Here is a 15,296-nt window from a genome sequence, read left to right as displayed (position 1 = left end):
CTGCGTCTTTCAGGTCAACGCGACCTGAAGGAACAGGGTGAACGCCGTTTTCCGCCCCGCTTGCGCCCTTATTCGTGTATAGAGCGCCATCATTCGCCCGGCCTGAGGTCTGACCTCGGCCGGGCGCGGTCGTTTCAACGACCGCCCTTGTCCGTTTGCCCAGGTTTCCTATGCCCTTTCCCGCCGTCCATCCCGCGCTCGACCGCGCCCTGATCAACAAGGGCTATGCCGAACCCACCCCGGTTCAGGCCGCGGTTCTTGAAGCCGAATACGCCGGCCGCGACCTGCTGGTCTCGGCCCAGACGGGTTCGGGCAAGACCGTCGCCTTTGGTCTGGCCGCGGCGCCGACCCTGCTGGGCGACAAGCCGATCTTCGGTCCCGGCGGCGCGCCGCTGTGCCTGGCCATCGCGCCTACGCGGGAACTGGCCATTCAGGTCGCGGCCGAGCTGACGTGGCTGTACGCCGACTCGGGCGCCAAGATCGCCACCTGCGTCGGCGGCATGGATGCGCGCCGCGAAGCCCGTGCTCTGAGCTTCGGCGTCCATATCGTCGTCGGGACGCCGGGTCGTCTGAAGGATCATATCGACCGGGGCAACCTGGACCTGTCCGAGCTGAAGGTCGCCGTCCTGGACGAGGCCGACGAGATGCTGGACATGGGCTTCCGCGAGGACCTGGAGCACATCCTGGACCAGGCGCCGGCCGAACGCCGCACCCTGCTGTTCTCGGCGACCATCGCGCGCGAGATCGCGACCCTGGCCAAACGCTATCAGAAGGATGCGGTCCGCATCGACGCGACCGACAAGTCGCGCCAGCACGCCGACATCGAATACCGCGCCTATCGCATCGCCCCCAACGAGATCGAGCACGCGGTGGTCAACACCCTGCGCTGGTTCGAGGCGCCGCGCGCCATGGTCTTCTGCTCGACGCGCGATAGCGTGCGTCACCTCCAGGCCTCGCTGCTGGAACGCGGCTTCTCGACCGTGTCCCTGTCGGGCGAGATGGGTCAGCGCGAACGCACCGACGCCCTGCAGGCGCTGCGTGACGGCCGCGCCCGCGTCTGCGTCGCCACCGACGTGGCCGCGCGCGGTCTGGACCTTCCGGACCTGGGCCTGGTCATCCACGCCGAACTGCCGATGAACCGCGCTGGCCTGCTGCACCGTTCGGGCCGGACGGGCCGGGCGGGCAAGAAGGGCGTCTCCGTGATGCTGGTGCCGCACTCGCGTCGCCGCAAGGCCGAGCGTCTGATGGACGACGCCGGGATCGACGCCGTCTGGTCCGGCGCGCCGACCTTCGACGAAATCCGCAAGGCCGACGAAGGCCGCCTGCTGTCGCCCGAGTTCTTTGAGGCCGAAGTCACCGACGAGGACATGATCGTCGCCAAGCGGATGATCGCCGAGCGCACGCCCGACGAGATCGCCGCCGCCCTGGTGCGTTTGCTGCGCAAGGAGCAGCCGGCGCCGGAAGAACTGTCCGATCCGGGCTCGGATCGCAGTCCCGTCAAGCGCGAGCGCACCGTGCGCAACGAAGACGGCACCGCCGCCCAACCCTGGCCCGGCGACCGCTTGGGTTCGGACGACGTGGTCTGGTTCCGCCTGGACGTGGGCCGCAACAAGAACGCCGACCCCAAATGGCTGATCCCGCTGATCTGCCGCATCGGCGGCATCACCAAGCCCCAGATCGGCGCCATCCGCACCTTCCCCGACGAGACCCGTTTCGAGGTCGCCAAGACCCACGAGAAGGCCTTCCGCGAGGCCGTCGCCGCCTCCAAGGACGAGGTGAAGATCACGCCGTCGGAAGCCCCGACGCCGGGTTCGATGAAATCCAGCCGCTTCGCCGGCAAGCCGAACCGCGAGGACGGCGACCGTCCGTTCAAGAAGACGCCCTACAAGCGCGCCGACGGCGGGGAGGGCGACGCCCGTGCGCCGTTCAAGAAGAAGCCGTGGGCCCCGAAGGCCGATGGCGGCGGCAACCCGCGTTCCAACGCGGCGGCCGACAAGCCGTTCGCCAAGAAGGCCTTCCAGGGCAAGCCGAACTTTAAGAAGGACGGTTTCAAGGGCAAGCCCAAGGGCTGAGGCTCAAACCCCCAAATGTCCGTCATCCTCGCCCTTGTGGCGAGGATCCAGACTCCCGGAGTCAGCCATTGTGACGAGAGGGTGGGTGGTCTTGTCACCCGCGCTATCCGGGCGCACCCTCCGTTCATGAGCACGCCGTCCGACCCTCAGGGACGATACGCCTCGTTCGAGGCCTTCTATCCCTATTACATCCACGAGCATTCCAACCGGACGTGCCGGCGGATTCATGTGGTGGGCACCGGCCTGGTGATCCTGGCCTTCATCGCCTTCGTGTTGACGCTGAACCCCTGGTGGCTGCTGGCCATGCCGCTGATCGGATACGGCTTCGCCTGGGTGGGGCATTTCTTCTTCGAGAAGAACCGCCCGGCCACGTTCAAATATCCGTTGTGGAGCCTGATGGGCGATTTCCGCCTGTTCTTCGAGACGGCGTCGGGGCGGCGGCGTTTCTAGCCAAACGCGGTAATTTGAAGCTGCACGGTTCGCCAAGCCGCGCTATGGTCCCCCTGCGGCGGGAGGCCGCAGCCGGGGACATCGCCTCATGAAGATCATCGCCTTCGCCGCAAGTGCGGCGCTTGTGCTCGCGCCTGGCGTCAGCCTGGCCCAGAAGAGCGCCGCCAAGCCCGACTTCACGCTTGATCCCAACTATGGCTCGGTCAGCCTGGCGAGCGGCTTCACACCCGACCCCTGGACCAAGTCGATCCTGGCCGGCGGGTCGGTTCCGGCGGCGGCTGCGCTGTCCGGCTGCGAAGGCTCGGTCAGCGCCGCGCCCGACCTGCAACTGAACTTCGACGCCGGCGACCTGGACCTGACCATCAAGGCGGTCGCGTCCGAGGACACCACCCTGCTGATCAACACCCCCGGCGGGCGTTGGTATTGCGACGACGACAGCGGCGGCGATCTGGACCCGCTGGTGACCATCTCCGATCCCGAGAGCGGCCGTTACGACATCTGGCTGGGCACCTACGGCGACAGCATGGTCCAATCGACGCTGCAGATCAGCGAACTGGGCGAGACGGGCGCGACCGCCGGCGGCGCGCCGGACATGGATCTGGACCCCAATTACGGCACGGCCAATCTGCGCGGCGGGTTCACGCCCGATCCCTGGACCAAGTCGATCCTGGCGGGCGGGTCGTCGCCGGCCTCGGCCGCCAAATCGGGGTGCGAAGGCTCGGTCAGCGCTGCGCCCGACATCCAGATCTTCTTCGAGCCGGGCGAGGGCGACCTGACGTTCCGCGTGCGGGCGGACGAGGACACCACCCTGCTGATCAATACGCCGAACGGCCGCTTCTATTGCGACGACGACAGCGGCGGGGACCTGAATCCCAAGGTCACGATCACCAACCCGCAGGGCGGTCGCTACGACATCTGGGTCGGCACCTATAACGGCTCGATGGTGCAGTCGACGCTGGAAGTGTCCGAACTGGACTGACGTCGCTGGAAATCAAACACGAGGACGCCGGCGGCCGTGAGGCGCGCCGGCGTTTTCATTTCCGTATCCGAGCCGTCGCCTGGATCAGTTCGACGCGTTTTCCCAGGCGGGCGGGCAGCCGTCGAAGCGGCCGGCGTCGGCGATGGTCAGGGTGCGCATGTTCAGACGCTGGGCCGGGCGCATCGAACCGCGGCCATTGCCGGTGTAGAGGTCGATCTTGGCGCCCTTGATCGCGCCGCCCGTGTCGGACGCATACCAGTAGCCGTCGTGGATGGAGCCGTCGGCGAGACGCAGACCGACGGTCTCGCGGATGAACAGTTTGGTGCGGCGGGGAATGACGCGGGGATCGACCGCGACGGTGCGCATGGCGATCGGACGGCAACCCAGGGAATCGTTGCCCGTCGCGCCGCCGCCGCCTGCGTGATAGAGGCGCGCCGACGCGCGCCAGTCGGGATCGCTGGCCATCAGCTCGGCCTGTTCGGCGCTCAGAGCGCTTTCGATTTCGGCGGAACCGACGTTGTCGGCAGGGGTTTCAATCCTGACTTCATCCGCCGCTACGACTTCATTGTAGGGGACAGGCCCGGTCGTCATCGACGAAAGGGCGGCCCAGAACATGGCGATAGCAGCGGAAGCGCCGATCATGAGTTTCGCTCAGGAGACACCAGCTCCCAACGCCGCCGGCGCTGGTTTTGTCGCGTCGGGATGTGTCCTAAAAGTGGCGGCCTCCAAATGGCCTTGAGGACAAAGCCGTTCCATCTCGCTAGGGTATTGGAACGGCGAACTTTTTAAGCGCCGTTGCTCGCCCGCTATGGTGGCGACCCGAAGTCAGAACCGGTAACTGACGCCCAGCTGGATCACCGGCAGAACCTTATAGTCGTCGGCGTCGTCCTGCAGGTCGTCCGCCTCGAGGTCCACCAGCGCCTGGAAAAGAGCGTTGTCGGACAGGGTTCCGCCCACCGACGACAGCGACACGGTCGGCGCGTCGCCGAACACCGCCCCGGCGACCGCGCGCACGCCCCAGTGGTTCGCGCGCGTGAAGGTGTTGTCGTATCCCAGGCCCAGGAAAGGCGCGGTGCTTTTCAGATCGATGCGACCCGTCAGCCGTCCGACCTCCTCTGCGGTGAACTCGGTCCCGCCAATCCGGATGCTCTCGCCCTCGTCCGCTGCGAGATCGACGCCGCGATCCCCGAAATAGGCGCCGCCCGAAACGAAGAAGGCGTTGCCGAAGGGGTGGATATCGACGAAGGCGCCGGGCGACTGGAAATCGACATCGGCGCTATAGTCCACGTCGCTGTAGGTGTCGTCGCGTTCCCAGCGCAAGACGTCGTAAGAGCCGCGCAACACGAGATGGCGGTTGACCGCGAACTGGGCCTGAACGCCCGCGCCCGGCGTGCCGATCTGAGCGCCCAGGGCGAAGCGGCTGTCGGTCTGGGCAAGCACGCCGGCCGGGACGCTCGCCAACACCAGTGCGAGAAGCAGACGTTTCATGACGGACTCCGGCGAGGGTTTTTACAGCAATACCCTGTCGGCGTTTCAGATCCGTTACGCCGCTTGCGACCGTCGGACCTCCGCCTCCTGTACGGCCTCGACCGCGCGATCCATGACCTCCAAGCCCGCGCCGGGCCTGATCGCCTCCACCGTCAGGATGCGGCGGAAGGCCCGCGCGCCGGGGCGGCCGTGCATGACGCCCAGCATGTGGCGCGCCATCGCGGGCAGGGCGACGCCCTCGGCCAGGCGCGCGGCCATATAGGGCCGATAGCGGTCGATGGCCTCGAAGGCGTCCACATCGGCGACCGCTTCGCCATACAGGCGCCGGTCGGCCTGACCCAGTATGGCCGGCTCGTGATAGGCGGCCCGCCCCAGCATGACGCCGTCCAGCGCCACGCCGTCGGAATCGTCGAGATGGGCCTCGGCCTCATCCAGCGAGGCGATGCCGCCGTTGATCGAGATGTTCAGATGCGGCCGCTCGCGCTTCAGCCGGCGCACAAGGGCGTAGTCCAGCGGCGGCACATCGCGGTTCTCCTTGGGCGACAGACCCTTCAGCCAGGCCTTGCGCGCATGGACGATGAAAACCTCGATCCCGACGGCGGCGCAGGCGTCCACCGTGGCGAACAGGCTGAGCGCCGGATCCTGATCGTCCACGCCGATGCGGCATTTGACGGTGGCGGGGACGCTCACCGCCTCGCGGATGGCCGCCATACAATCCGCGACCAGCTCCGGTTCGCGCATCAGGCAGGCCCCGAACTTGCCCGACTGGACCCGGTCCGAAGGGCAGCCGACGTTCAGATTGATCTCGTCATACCCGAACGCCTCGCCGATCCGCGCCGCCTCGGCCAGTTGCGCCGGATCGGATCCGCCCAACTGCAGCGCCACCGGATGCTCCACTGCATCGAACCCCAGCAACCGCTCGCGATCCCCATGCAACACCGCCGGCGCCGTCACCATCTCGGTATAGAGCAGCGCGCGCGCCGACAGCGCCCGGTGGAACGCCCGGCAGTGCCGGTCGGTCCAGTCCATCATCGGGGCGATTGAGAGTCTGCGATCCGAGTTAGTCAGCATTGTTCCAGCAAGAGCACAGCCTGAGCGGCCACGGAGGAAGGGATTTATATATAGGCTGCGCATCGCAAACGCGATCACCACCGCGGCGGCGAAGGAAGGGCGTGAGCGAGGTGCGACGCTGGGCTCAACCGTCCCAAAAGAAAAGGGCGGCGCTCGTGAGAGACGCCGCCCAGTCGAAATCCGACAGTTCAGGGGGAGTTAGAAGCGGCCGCGCAGGCCGATGAGGAAGTTGGTGCCCTGCTCGTAGTAGGTGAAGGCGGCGCTGTCGTATTCGAACGTCGAGCGCTGCGGTTCGTCGAGCAGGTTCTGGACGTCCAGCGTCAGACGCGGCGAGGACGGCAGCCAGTCCAGCGTATAGCTGGCCTGCATGTCCAGCTGACCGCGTTCGTCTGAGCGGAGCTGGGCGACGGGCACGCTGTTCTGGTTCGGGCCAGACGAAATCTGGGCGTCGTTCCAGACGTAGGACAGGCGGAACGACGCCGGGCCGCGCTCATAGTAGCCGGTGACCGCATAGGTGACGGGCGAGATGCCCACCGCCACGGCCGGCGCGCCGCGCCCGGAACCGGACTGGTTGATCTTGGTGTAGTTGGCGGTGAAGCCCAGGCCGTCGGTGATGAAGTCCAGCGGCTGGACCCAGGTCAGCTCCATGCCCTCGATGTCCAGCACGCCATCGGCGTTGACCTGCTGGCTGACCGTCACCGTCGCGGCGTCGGGGCCGCCGCGGTTGTTGATGGCCCGTTGCTGGTCCGCCGTCAGATCTTCGAACGCCACGCCCAGCTGAGCGAACGGAATGGTGTTCGTGCCCTGTACGGTGAAGCCGGTGATCGACTTGGTGAACAGGGCGATGCCGACATAGCCCTCGCCGCCCGTGTACCACTCGCCGCCGAAGTCGAAGTTGTTCGACAGATAGGGCGTCAGGGTCGGATTGCCCTGGGTGGCGTTCTGGGCCGACGGATCGCTGAAGGCCGTTCCCGGAAGCATGGAGGAGGGATTCGGGCGTGTCAGGGTGCGCGATCCGGCAAAACGCAGGGTCACATTGTCCCAGACGTCCCACACCGCGCTGAACGACGGCAGGTATTCGTCATAGGTCTGCGACAGCGTCAGGAAAGAGGTTTCGCCATTGATGGTCTGCGGCCCGGTGATGTCCTGGTCGGTCGTGGCGTAGCGGACGCCTGCGTTGAAGCGCAGGTCGCGGTCCAGCAGCTGGGTGACGGCATTGGCTTCGACATAGGCGCCCAAGGTGCCTTCCGAGATCACGCCCGAGTTCGCGCCGGTCGCGGCGGAGCTGCTGAATGGCGCTGCGTCGCTGAAAGCCCAATAGTCGGTGGCGGCGAAGAAGGCGTCCGTATCGACGTTGATGAAGCCCAGTTCGCCCGGACGCAGATAGGAGGCGAGGTCAGCGGTCGGCACGGCGGATCCCGCCTGGCCGTTGCAGGCCGCAGCCGGGGTGGGCAGTTCGCCAGTCGGGGTCATGCCGCCGCCACCGCAGACGAACTGCTGCCAGCGGGCCGAGTTGTCCAGGGCTTCGATCGATCGGCTCACGTCGTCATAGGCGACGCCGAAGCGGAAGTTGATCCCATCGTCGCGGCCGATGGTGAAATCCCAGCGGGTGCCTTTGACCTCGGTCTCACGCAGCTCGTTCTGCAAGCTGACGCGCGAACCCGGGCCCCATTGCCAGCCGGCGTTGGGGTCGTTCAGGTCGAACCCGTCGGCGATGATCGAGGGATAGTCGCCGCCGGTGTTGTCGAAGTCGACGGTCACACCCAACGGCGAGTTGAGGAAGATGGTCGGCGCGTTACGGTCGAAGGTCGACTTGGCGTAGTTGAACTGGCCGTCGATGCGGAGCCAGTCGTTGACCTGCCACATGACGCCGGGGTTGATGTTGTAGAACTCCAGCTGTTCCCGGTACGGCCGTTGCTCGAGGTTGAACCGAGAGTTGGCGAAGGTGCCGGCGGTGACGACGTTGTCTTCGTTCACCTGAACCCCGATCGGGATCATGCTGCTGGAATTGCGGACGGCCCAGTTCATGTCCGTTCGCATGAACTCGCGGTCGGCTTTGCCGTACAGGAAGTCCGCGTAGAACTGCAGATCTTCGGAGGGACGGTATTCCAGCGACAGCAGGACGGAATCGCGATCGCGTGACCCTTCGCTGAGCGAGTCGCGGCCCAGGCGCGGCAGCAGGCCGTTGCCCAGCTGTTCCAGGGTGACGTCCGGGTTGAGCGACTGAAGATAGGCCGCGTCCACCACGGTTCCGGCGATTAGGCCGTTGCCGGCGCCCACCGGCACCACGCCGGGGATGTTGTAACCGTTGCCGCCGAAGGGCTGGTTGCAGATGTTGCCCGTGCCGCCGGCAGGCGTGCCGGAACCGCACTGGGCGTCCGTCAGGTTGGGGTTGGTCCAGCCGATGGTTTCGAAGCCTTCGGTGCGCGACTTGTTGCGGACCGAAGACAGGCCGAGCAGGGCGCCGACCTGACCGCCGCCGGGCAGATCCCAGGTGTTGGAGCCGATCAGGGTCAGGCGCGGGCTGATTTCCTCGGAGACCGAGCCATAGTTGGCCTGCAGCGAATAGCTGAGGTTGGGGCCTGCGCGGTCGAACGGACGGGCGCTGCGCATGTTGACCACGCCGGCGACGCCGCCTTCGACGGTCGAGGCCATCGGGGTCTTGTTCACGTCCAGGCGGGTGAACAGCTCGGACGGGAAGATGTCGAGGTCGACTTCGCGGTTCTGGTTCTGCGAGTCGGTCCGGCCTGACGAGGCGACGGAGATCTGGGCGCCGTTCAACAGCACCTTGGTGAAGTTGGTGCCCAGGCCGCGGACGGAGATGTTCAGGCCTTCGCCGTTGATCTCGCGCGTCAGCTGGACACCGGGAATCCGGTTCAGCGACTCGGCCAGGTTGGTGTCGGGGAACTTGCCGATGTCCTCGGCGAAGATGGAGTCGGTGAAGCCGGTGGCGTTGCGCTTGGCGGCGGTCGATTGCGCCAGGCTGCTGCGGAAGCCGGTGACGACGATTTCATCGACGGTAGCGGGCTCGGCCTGTTGAGCGGGAGCCGCCTGGGGCTCCTGGACAGCTTCCTGCGCGAAGGCAGGCCCGGCGAAACCAGCAAGGATGGTGCTGGCGAAAAGTGCAGCACGCATGGGCGTGCGTATTGTGGTGATCGACATCTGTTGTCCCTCCCCAGGGCGCATTTGTTGTGGCGGTCGCGTCAGCGACGGGCTTGGCGTGTGAAGTTCTGAATGGCGCTGCTCGTTTCTATGGTAGCGCTCACATCAAAACGAATATGTCTGATTTATTGTGCTGTCAACGGCCGTTGGCTGCACCGATTTCAGGCTTCACTGAGCGAGCAGGGGTCGACCGAGCGGCGTTGTCAGAGCGTTTTGAAATTCGGAACAAAAGGCCGGTCGATGTAACGGAAATCGGCGAAATCGGCGGGGTGGCCGGCGCCCGACATGTCCTGGCAGGCCATGCCGACGAAGGCGCCGGTGAAGTTGGGGGCGCCGGGCGATGTAGCTTCATCCGACAGGATGGATGCATCGAAAATCTCGGGCAGCCAGGTCCAGTCGTCCTGCCCCTCCACGCGCCAGGCGAACCGCAGCCGCTCTTCGTCGACCTCGACTCTGAGAGAGATCGGACCCTCTGGAACCGCGCGCGGCGCGGTGTGGCAGTCGGCCTGCGGCTGGTCCGGCAGGGCGGACATGACCTGGACGACCCGGCCCAGGGCCTCGTCATGGGTGACGTGCAGATAGTGGAATTTGGCGCCGCCGTAATAGCAGATCAGGCCCGCCGCCTGCTGATAGTGGCGCGGTTCGAACTCCATCCGCGTCTCGGCGCTGAAAGCGTGACTTTCCCAGCGCCGGGCGACCAGGGCCTGGCGAAACAGGCTGCCCAGGCTCTCGCGACCGAACAGACGCAGACGGCCGGGCCGGTCGGTCAGGCTGAACAGCTCCTCCGGCCAGGGGGAGCGCAACCACTGGAAGGCGGCGGGCAGGGTGGGGGTGTCGAAGACCTCGACCTCGGGCGCGGCAGGCCAGGGATGATCCGTCAGCCCGGCCGGCGACGGCGTCTCCAGCGTCGGCAAGGCGTCGCCCGCCTCGGTACGAAGCCAGCCGTCCTCGCCCCAGACCATGCGCTGGATCGCGGTCTCTCGGCCCAGGACGCAGCGGCCGCGGTTTTTCAGGGGGCGGCCGCACAGATAGACGGCGTAGGTCTCGCCCGCCGCCGTCTCGACCAGGTCCGCATGGCCGGCGCGTTGCAGGGGCGCATCCGGGCGATCCCGCGCCGTCAGCACCGGGCCTTCCGGGTGAAGCGCATAGGGGCCGAACAGATCCCGCGACCGGGCGTGGGTCACCGCGTGACCCCAGCCGGTTCCGCCTTCCGCCGTGATCAGATGATACCAGCCGTCGCGGCGATAGAGGTGCGGGGCCTCCGTCAGGCCCAGGTCGGTGCCCGCAAAAATCATCCGCCGCTCGCCGACCAGGGCCTGGGCGTCAGGCGAATATTCCTGGATCACGATGCCGCCGAAGCGGGCGCGGCCGGGGCGGTGGTCCCACAGCATGTTCAGCAGCCACTTGCGCCCGTCCGCGTCGTGAAACAGCGACGGATCAAAGCCTGACGAGTTCAGATGAACCGGATCGGACCAGTCCCCGTCGATGCTGTCGGCCGTGACCAGAAAGTTATGAAAATCCCTCAGCGAAGCGCCGGAGGCGCCGCCGGTCGTGGTGCGGCCGTATCGCTTCACGTCGGTGAAGATCAGGTGGAAACGCGTCCCGTCGTGGCTGAGGCAGGGCGCCCAGACGCCGCAGGAATCCGGATCGCCCAGCATGTTCAACTGGCTGGGTCGGTTCAGCGGCCGCGCGATCAACCGCCAGTGCTTCAGGTCGCGCGAATGGTGGATTTGAACGCCTGGAAACCACTCGAAGGTCGAGGTGGCGATGTAGAAGTCGTCGCCGACCCGCACGATCGAGGGGTCGGGATTGAAGCCCGGCAGAATCGGATTGCGGATCATGGACGCGCCTCGGTCAGGACGCCGACCGGATCGCCGCCGTCGCCGCTGGGTCTGTCGCGCACCAGGGTCCACAGCACGGCCGCGCCGACAAGGTCGAGAACCGCCAGGGCCACGAAGAAGGGGGTGTAGCCGACGCTGACCACCAGCCCGCCGATCATCAGCGAGAAGATCAGGACGCCCAGATTGCCGAAGGTCCCGGCCATGCCGGTGACGGTGGCGACTTCGTTGCGGCGGAACAGGTCCGACGACATGGTGATGACCGTGACCGACAGGGTCTGGTGCGCGAACCCGCCCAGGCACAACAGGGCGATGGCCAGATAGACGTTTTCCACGAAGCCGACGAAGGCCACACCGATCATCAGGACGGCGCCGACGGTGAAGGCGGCGCGCCGGGCGTTGATCAGCGACAGGCCGCGCCGCTGGAAGAACAGGGCCAGGGTCGGCCCGAACAGACAGCCCAAGTCCGCCGCGACGAAGGGCATCCAGGCGAACAGGGCGATCTGGCCCAGGTCGAAGCCACGCACCGTGGTCAGATACAGCGGCACCCAGAAGGCCAGGGTGCCCCAGGTCGGATCGGCCAGGAAGCGGGGCAGGGCGATGCCCCAGAAGTTACGCTGGCGCAGGATCTTGAGCGGCGACGGCCGGGCGTCGTCCGAAGCCAGATGGGCCTCGCGCCCCTCTTCGATATAGCGCCGCTCACGTTCATCGAGGCCGGGATGCCGGTCGGGCGAGCGATACAGGATCAGCCACAGGGCCACCCAGATCAGGCCCAGGACGCCTGTGATGACGAAGGCGGCGCGCCAGTTGAAGGTCAGAATGGCCCAGGCGACCAGGGGCGGCGCCAGCATCGAACCGACAGAGGCGCCCATGTTGAACACCCCGCCCGCCATGCCCCGCTCCTTGGCGGGGAACCACTCGGACACGGTCTTCATCCCGGCAGGATTGGCGGAGCCTTCAGCGATGCCCAGCAGACCGCGCAGGAAGGCGAAGGCAGGCCAGGATCCCGCCAGGGCATGCGCCATGGCGATCAGCGACCAGGCCCCGGCGAAGAGGGCGAAACCGGTCCGCAGGCCCAGGGTGTCCAGGACGTAGCCGGCGACGGGCTGCATCATGATGCCCAACTGAAAGGCGCCGGTGATCCAGCTGTACTGCTGGGTGGTGATGCCCAGCTCCTGCATCAGGGTCGGCGCCGCCACCCCCATGGTGCTGCGGGTCAGGTAGTTGATGATGGCGCCGACGACCACCAGGCCGAGGATCCACCAGCGGAGCGCTTTCAATGTCGGTCGCTTGACGGTCATCGGGAACTCCGTGGGCTTCAGGGGGCGGACGCGGATGTCAGCCGTTCGACGGCGCCGCGCGCCCCGTGGCGGACGATGTCGGCGTAGGCGTCGGTGACGGCCTGGCGGAAGGCGGGCTGGGCCGCGAGGGGGCGAGGGAAGACCGCGTCGAGCGAGAGCAGGGCGTCGACGATGTCTTGCGGACGGTCCAGGCCGGCGACCCGACGTGCGGTCTCGGCCGCCAGCGGATCATCCACGACGAAGTCTCCGCCCAGATCGTCGCGCCCCGACTGCCAGCGCATCCAGCCCGCGACGGCCAGGGCGATGTGGGTGATGGGCCGCCCCTGTTCCAGTCGGGCGGCGGCGGGCGCCAGCAGGCGCTGCGGCAGTTTCTGGGACCCGTCCATGGCGATCTGGCGCGTGCGGTGATTGAGGCTGGCGTTGGCGAAACGGCCGAACAGGGCCTGACGATAGGCGCCCAGGTCCAGCTCGGGCGGCGGCGACAGGGTGGTCTGGGACTGGTCCCACAGGCCCTGCACCAGAGCCGCATAGGCCGGGTCGGCTACGGCCTCGTGTAAGAAGTCGATGCCGGCGAGGCCGCCCAGATAGGCGAGGGCGGAATGGGCGCCGTTCAGCAGCCGCAGCTTGGCCTCCTCCCACGGCGCGACCGAGGCGGTGATCTGGACGCCCAGATCCTCGAACGCCGGACGCGGGCCGGCGAAGGCGTCCTCGATGACCCACTGGGTGAAGGGTTCGGTCTTGACCATGCCCTCGTCGCGGACGCCCAGGCGGCGCGCGACGGCGTCGAGATCTTCTGCGGTCGTGGCGGGGACGATGCGGTCCACCATGGTCTGAGGGAAGGCGCAGGTCGTCTCGATCCAGTCGGCGACGGCCGGGTCGTGCCGCCGGGCCATCGCCAGGACGGCGGCCTTCACCAGCGCGCCGTTGTGAGGGAGGTTGTCGCAGCTGATGATCGTCAGAGGTCCCAGGCCGCGTTCCCGTCTCAGCCTCAGGCCCGCCGCCAGGAAGCCGGGCGCTGTGCGGGGCGCTGACAGGTCCGCCAGGTCGGCGGCGACGTCGGGGTCCTGTTCCAACAGGGCGCCCGACGCGGGATCGAGCCGATAGCCCTTTTCCGTGATGGTCAGGGTGACGATGTGGGTGTCGGGCGCGGCGATCGCCTCGACCAGGGCGCCGGGATCGCGCGGCGCGACCAAGACCTGACGCACGGCCCCGACGATCCGCGCCGTCTCGGCGGCGCCGTCGCGTGTCAGAAGGGTGTAAAGGCCGTCCTGGGCCGCCAGTTGTTCGTGCACGGACGGCGATCTCAGCGAGGCGCCGACGACGCCCCAGCGCGGGTCGCCCCCGGCCAGGGCGCGGTCGAAGACGTCGGCCTGATGCGCCCGGTGAAAGGCGCCGATCCCCAGATGCACCACGCCGCTCAGGATCGCAGCGCGATCATAGGTCGGTCGGCCGACGTCGGCGGGAAGGCTCGCCAGATTGTGTTCGCAAAGGCGGTTCATGAGGCGCGATCCTGTATGGGACCGCTAACATCAGCAAGTCGGAATGTGCGCGTTCGGTCTCTGAGGGCGTGCGACGGCGCCCTTGACTTGAGGCTGAAGCCACGGTGGTGATGCAATGGTAGGACAATTCAGGCCCCCGGAGATTCCTGTGGATATTGCAACGACCCGCCGTCAGAGTTTGCTGGGATTGGGCGCTGCGGCCCTCTGGTCCGCCGCCTTGCCGGCCGGGGCGCGCGAGGGGCGGGGGGCGCCGCGATGGATCGGGGCCTGGGCCTCCTCGCAGCAGATCCCGGAGGATCGCAACGCCCTGCCCACCGCCGATCTGCAAGACGCCACGCTTCGTCAGATCATTCGCCTGGCGGCGGGCGGATCGAGCTTGCGGGTGCGGGTGTCGAACGTCTTCGGCGTGGAACCGCTGGAGATCGGCCAGGCGCGGATCGCCCGGCCGACAGCCCCCAATACGGCGAGACTGGTCGAGGGAACGGACCGGGCGCTGACCTTCTCGGGTCGCCAGACCGTCACCATACCGGCCGGCGCCGAATATCTGTCCGACCCGGTGGCCATGCCGGTGAAGGTGTTCGACGACCTGGCCATCAGCCTCCACATCGCCGTCGCCCCGACCCGTCAGACCAGTCACCCGGGATCACGCGCCACCACCTATATTGCGCCGGGCCGGCTGTGCGACGCGCCGGACATGGCGGGCGCCAAGACCGAGGCTCACTGGTATTTCCTGTCGGGCGTCGAGGTGATGGGCGGGCCGCAAACCGAAGTCCTGGCGCTGCTGGGCGACTCGATCACCGACGGCTTCGGGGTTCAGCCCAACACCAACAGTCGCTGGTCCGACTTCCTGATCCGCCGGCTTCAGGCGGACGCGGCGTGGCGCCATCTCAGCGTGCTCAATCTGGGAACCGGCGGAAACCGCATCCTGCTCGACGGCCTGGGGCCGAACGCGGCGGCGCGGTTCGACCGTGACGTGCTGGGCCAGGCGGGGGTGGGGCAGGTGCTGATACTGGAGGGGGTCAACGACCTGGGCAATCTGGCGATCAACGGGCCGGTCCCCCAGGCGGCGCACGACAAGATGGTCGTGGATATCCTGGAGGCCTGGTCCCAGACGGCGGGGCGGGCCAGGGCGCGGGGCCTGCATGTGATCGGCGCGACGATCCTGCCGTTCGGAGGCTCGTCACTTTACAAGCCCGACGCCGCGACGGAAGCCGATCGGCAGGCGATCAACGCCTGGATCCGCGCGTCGAAGGTGTTCGACCGCGTGGTCGATTTCGACGCCCTCATGCGCGATCCCGCCCGGCCGGACCGACTGCGGGCCGACCTGAACTCCGGCGATGGCCTGCATCCCTCCATCCCGGGCTATGAGGCCATGGCCATGAGCCTGCCGCTGGACGCCCTGCGCCCCGCGCGCTGAAGCGTCTTCAGAAGGGGCG

11 protein-coding genes are annotated in these 15,296 nt (G+C 67.3%); 4 read left to right on the top strand and 7 right to left on the bottom strand.

What is annotated here, in order from left to right:
- The first annotated feature begins 170 nt into the window (after positions 1 to 170).
- From ACODSC_RS14605 to ACODSC_RS14595, 3 genes are all read left to right on the top strand, one after another.
- Entirely contained in the window at positions 171 to 2,072 is a 1,902-nt protein-coding gene (locus tag ACODSC_RS14605; RefSeq protein WP_488814725.1) for a DEAD/DEAH box helicase, read from the top strand.
- A gap of 126 nt (positions 2,073 to 2,198) precedes the next feature.
- The gene (locus ACODSC_RS14600; RefSeq protein ID WP_488814724.1) at positions 2,199 to 2,522 is read left to right on the top strand and encodes an Mpo1-like protein; all 324 of its coding nucleotides are present in this window, start codon (positions 2,199 to 2,201) and stop codon (positions 2,520 to 2,522) included.
- Between the two features lie 88 nt (positions 2,523 to 2,610).
- Entirely contained in the window at positions 2,611 to 3,501 is an 891-nt protein-coding gene (locus ACODSC_RS14595; protein WP_488814722.1) for a hypothetical protein, read from the top strand.
- A gap of 84 nt (positions 3,502 to 3,585) precedes the next feature.
- On the opposite strand, the gene ACODSC_RS14590 is transcribed toward ACODSC_RS14595, so the two are convergent.
- The 7 genes from ACODSC_RS14590 to ACODSC_RS14560 all read right to left on the bottom strand — a co-directional run bounded on the left by ACODSC_RS14590 (position 3,586) and on the right by ACODSC_RS14560 (position 13,860).
- Positions 3,586 to 4,143 (bottom strand): 3D domain-containing protein, encoded by a 558-nt coding sequence (locus ACODSC_RS14590; protein WP_488814721.1) that lies wholly within the window; start codon positions 4,141 to 4,143, stop codon positions 3,586 to 3,588.
- Between the two features lie 183 nt (positions 4,144 to 4,326).
- Complete coding sequence (locus tag ACODSC_RS14585) at positions 4,327 to 4,989, bottom strand: hypothetical protein (protein ID WP_488814720.1); 663 nt, start codon at positions 4,987 to 4,989, stop codon at positions 4,327 to 4,329.
- A 54-nt stretch (positions 4,990 to 5,043) separates the two neighbouring features.
- Positions 5,044 to 6,060, bottom strand: a complete 1,017-nt coding sequence (dusA, locus tag ACODSC_RS14580; protein ID WP_488814719.1) for a tRNA dihydrouridine(20/20a) synthase DusA — start codon at positions 6,058 to 6,060, stop codon at positions 5,044 to 5,046.
- A 198-nt stretch (positions 6,061 to 6,258) separates the two neighbouring features.
- Positions 6,259 to 9,222, bottom strand: a complete 2,964-nt coding sequence (locus tag ACODSC_RS14575; RefSeq protein WP_488814718.1) for a TonB-dependent receptor — start codon at positions 9,220 to 9,222, stop codon at positions 6,259 to 6,261.
- 203 nt (positions 9,223 to 9,425) lie between these two features.
- Positions 9,426 to 11,063 carry a glycoside hydrolase family 43 protein gene (locus ACODSC_RS14570; protein ID WP_488814717.1) on the bottom strand — a complete coding sequence of 546 codons (1,638 nt, stop codon included), beginning with the start codon at positions 11,061 to 11,063 and terminating at the stop codon, positions 9,426 to 9,428.
- Complete coding sequence (locus tag ACODSC_RS14565) at positions 11,060 to 12,361, bottom strand: MFS transporter (RefSeq protein WP_488814716.1); 1,302 nt, start codon at positions 12,359 to 12,361, stop codon at positions 11,060 to 11,062. Before ACODSC_RS14565 ends, ACODSC_RS14570 begins: the two co-directional genes overlap by 4 nt.
- Positions 12,362 to 12,378: 17 nt before the next feature.
- Positions 12,379 to 13,860 (bottom strand): mannitol dehydrogenase family protein, encoded by a 1,482-nt coding sequence (locus ACODSC_RS14560; RefSeq protein WP_488814715.1) that lies wholly within the window; start codon positions 13,858 to 13,860, stop codon positions 12,379 to 12,381.
- Between the two features lie 148 nt (positions 13,861 to 14,008).
- Here ACODSC_RS14560 and ACODSC_RS14555 point away from each other — a divergent pair, with 148 nt between their 5' ends.
- Positions 14,009 to 15,277: an SGNH/GDSL hydrolase family protein gene (locus ACODSC_RS14555; RefSeq protein WP_488814714.1), complete on the top strand. Its 1,269-nt coding sequence runs from the start codon at positions 14,009 to 14,011 to the stop codon at positions 15,275 to 15,277.
- Positions 15,278 to 15,296 lie beyond the last annotated feature (19 nt).

The organism is Brevundimonas sp. FG128, from assembly GCF_057809775.1.
This window is presented reverse-complemented; position numbering and strand designations above follow the sequence as displayed.